Origin of the sequence: Flavobacterium fructosi (assembly GCF_042787335.1) — a bacterium.
GTDB lineage: Bacteria > Bacteroidota > Bacteroidia > Flavobacteriales > Flavobacteriaceae > Flavobacterium > Flavobacterium fructosi.
Window position 1 is genome coordinate 1 of the sequence record NZ_JBHZQA010000031.1, and the last position, 2,834, is coordinate 2,834.

A 2,834-nucleotide genomic window follows, 5' to 3' on the forward strand; every position below is an offset into this window, starting at 1 on the left:
TTTGTTTTCTCTTAACGCATCGGGATGCTTTTTTTTGTAGTCATAATTTACGAATTTTAATTATCTTCGTAAGGTACAAAATCTCGGTAAGTGCTACCGAAGGTTTAGTTCAACAGCCGTTTCTCGCAATTGCGAATTTTGTAGTAAGTTCACGTTTACGTTTCGCAAGTATCTTTATCTTTAACAGAAAATAATTCGTTCCGAAGTTCGCAACTGACGAGAAGCGGCGGAACGTCAGGCTGTGAAAAAACCTAATGTAGTCGCTATTTTGGCTTAAAATCATCCTCATAAACATCACTACAATCGTTCTACTACAAGCTCTTTTTTAGGCAGCAAATTGTAGCTCATTTTTAATAATGTCTTTACAAAGCCTAAAATAGTTCGTAATAAAGACAATACAAGCTTTTGCTTTGTAGGGTGTGTTCCATTTTTTGAGTTTGGCAATCAAATCGGGAACGCCCAGGATATTGATACTGCGTTTGATATTATAAACCAGCATAATTAAGCTGTGTTCTCCGTTTACTTTTTCTAATCCCGTTAAATTGGTGTGGTTGTAGCCCCATTGTCGCTTGATGGTTCCAAAGATATGCTCGTTAATCTCCTGTCGCTTGCGGTAGAGTTGCGCATTTGCATGGTAGCGCTTGTTGTTTTCTTCTACAGCATCGGCATATTGACTTCGGTCTATTTCCCGCCCTGCTGCCCTGCTGGTACATAAAAACTTGACAGGACATTCTTTGCATTTGGAGCTTCGGTATTTTTTAAACTCATAGCTGTCTTTTAGGCTACTTTTCTTGTGCCATTTCCCTGTTGTATGGAGCGTTTCGCCTTGTGGACAAGTGTAGGTGTCAGTGGTTTGATCGTATTTAAATTGGGCTACTAAATAATTGGCAGTTGTGCCATTTTCGTTACTTTTTCCTTGTTCGGGTTGCGCTACAATTGTGGTGATATTGGCAAGCTTGCAGATTTCTATATGCTTCCCGTTATGGTAGCCCTTATCAACCAAAGCCGTGTAGGTATCAATGCCCAGATTCTCTTTGGCCTCAATAGCAATGGCCGACAAGGCACTACGATCGTTCTTGTTGATGGTATGTGTGGCCACGACAAGATTATGTTTAGCATCGACTGCGGCTTGAATATTAAACGAAATTTCAACTACTTGCCCCTGAACCAGTAATGCTCTGGCATCACTGTCGGTAGTGCTTATTTGGGGCTGGCCACTTTCTTTTAATTTTTCTTCCAGTTGCTCATAACGCAATTTGTTTCCTTTCAATCGGTCTAACTTTTGTTGGATATTTTGCATTATAGCTGGGTTATCTTTGGCATCATTTTCTTCCAGAGCGTTTAGGTATTCTTGGGTTTTGCCTTCAATATATTCAAGGTGTTTGTCAATTTTCTTTTGATTGAAATTGGCTTTTTTGCTATTGTGCGCACGGCTTTTGGTACCATCGATAGCAATGGTTTCGCATCCTATCAAATCAGCATCTTTCAAGAAGGAAACAAAGAGTTTGAATAGTTTTTTCAGGGCAATGGGATTGTCTTTTCTAAAATCTGAGATGCTGTGGTAATTAGGACGAATGTCTTCTAAAAGCCATTGCATTTCCATGTTTCTCAAACATTCCTTTTCCAGATCTCGACCACTTCTGACTCCGTTGAGATAACCGTATAAGTAGATCTTTAGAAAAACTTTACTATTGAAACTCGGGCGACCTTCGGTCTTGAGCGTTTTTACAGCAAAATTGAGTTTAGAGATGTCAATATATTCGACAAAGGCATCTATAAATCGCACCTGATTATCGGGACTTATACTATCTTCTAAACTTGAAAAACGCATTTGTTGGCGGGAAATACCTGTGATATGTTGCATTCCTAAAAATACGAAAAATCTTCTTTTTATACTAGTATTTTGTTATATTTGATGGTAATACAACGGAGGTTTTTTCACAGACTGACGTTAGCCGTCAGTTTGGCAGAACGAAAACAGAAACGACAAAATATGACAGATCAGGAAATACTAAATTTAATTGTATCACGAAATTATGAGGAAGTTGAAAACCTATTAAAAAATGGTTTTGATGTAAACAAACCTGTCGACAATGGAACTTTAGAATTTAATACTACAGGAATTGAATGGAGTTCATACGGAAACGATATAAAAATGATGGAGATATTTTGGAAATATGGTGCAAAAACTGAAAATGAGTTTGTTAATGAAATTATTGCAGAATTTGAAAATGGTAAAACATATTTAGACTTTGAAAAAGACGAAGAAAACATTGAAGACTTTACAGATTTGACACATTTTTTTTCAGTTACAAAATTAGATTTCTATGATTGCAGTATTGTTAAAGATGAAGAAGATAATCAATACACAATGTTTTTACCAATTTCAAAATTTGTTCTTGACAATAAAATTGTTGACACTTCAATTCGATTGGATTTTATCGCTTTACCAGAAAATTTAGAATCTTGTATTGGTAAAACATTAAACTTTCCAATAAATCCAGCTGAAGGTTATATTGATGGTTCAGTTTATATCAGAAACGCGCATAATCCTGTAGATGTAACAGAAATAAAGTTTCTAAACATAGAAAATGATAAACTAACTGCAGAAATAACAATGACTTTTGATTTTGAATTTGAAGCCACTGGTTTTAAAAACGAAAAAATAGTTAAAAAAGTAATATTAGAAATATCGTAAATATAAAAACCGAACGGCTAACAGCTAGGGTTTCGTTGTGTGCGTAGCACGAACAATGAAGCCCGTGTTGAACGGAACCGAATACCTGCCGCCAACACTATGGAGTTATCGTAAAGATTGTAGAGGTATTTTCAAG

General features: G+C 36.2%; 2 protein-coding genes. One reads left to right on the forward strand and one right to left on the reverse strand.

What is annotated here, in order from left to right; all coding sequences use genetic code 11:
- Positions 1–325: 325 nt before the first annotated feature.
- Positions 326–1,864, reverse strand: a complete 1,539-nt coding sequence (locus ACFX5D_RS16200) for an IS1182 family transposase (protein ID WP_379859235.1) — start codon at positions 1,862–1,864, stop codon at positions 326–328.
- Between the two features lie 129 nt (positions 1,865–1,993).
- On the opposite strand from ACFX5D_RS16200, the gene ACFX5D_RS16205 reads away from it, so the two are divergent.
- Positions 1,994–2,698: a hypothetical protein gene (locus ACFX5D_RS16205; RefSeq protein ID WP_379859236.1), complete on the forward strand. Its 705-nt coding sequence runs from the start codon at positions 1,994–1,996 to the stop codon at positions 2,696–2,698.
- Positions 2,699–2,834 lie beyond the last annotated feature (136 nt).

Excerpts from the sequence above, each read along its gene's own strand:
- ACFX5D_RS16200 (WP_379859235.1), bottom strand. The coding sequence starts at position 1,864 with ATGCAACATATCACAGGTATTTCCCGCCAACAAATGCGTTTTTCAAGT.
- ACFX5D_RS16205 (WP_379859236.1), top strand. The coding sequence starts at position 1,994 with ATGACAGATCAGGAAATACTAAATTTAATTGTATCACGAAATTATGAG.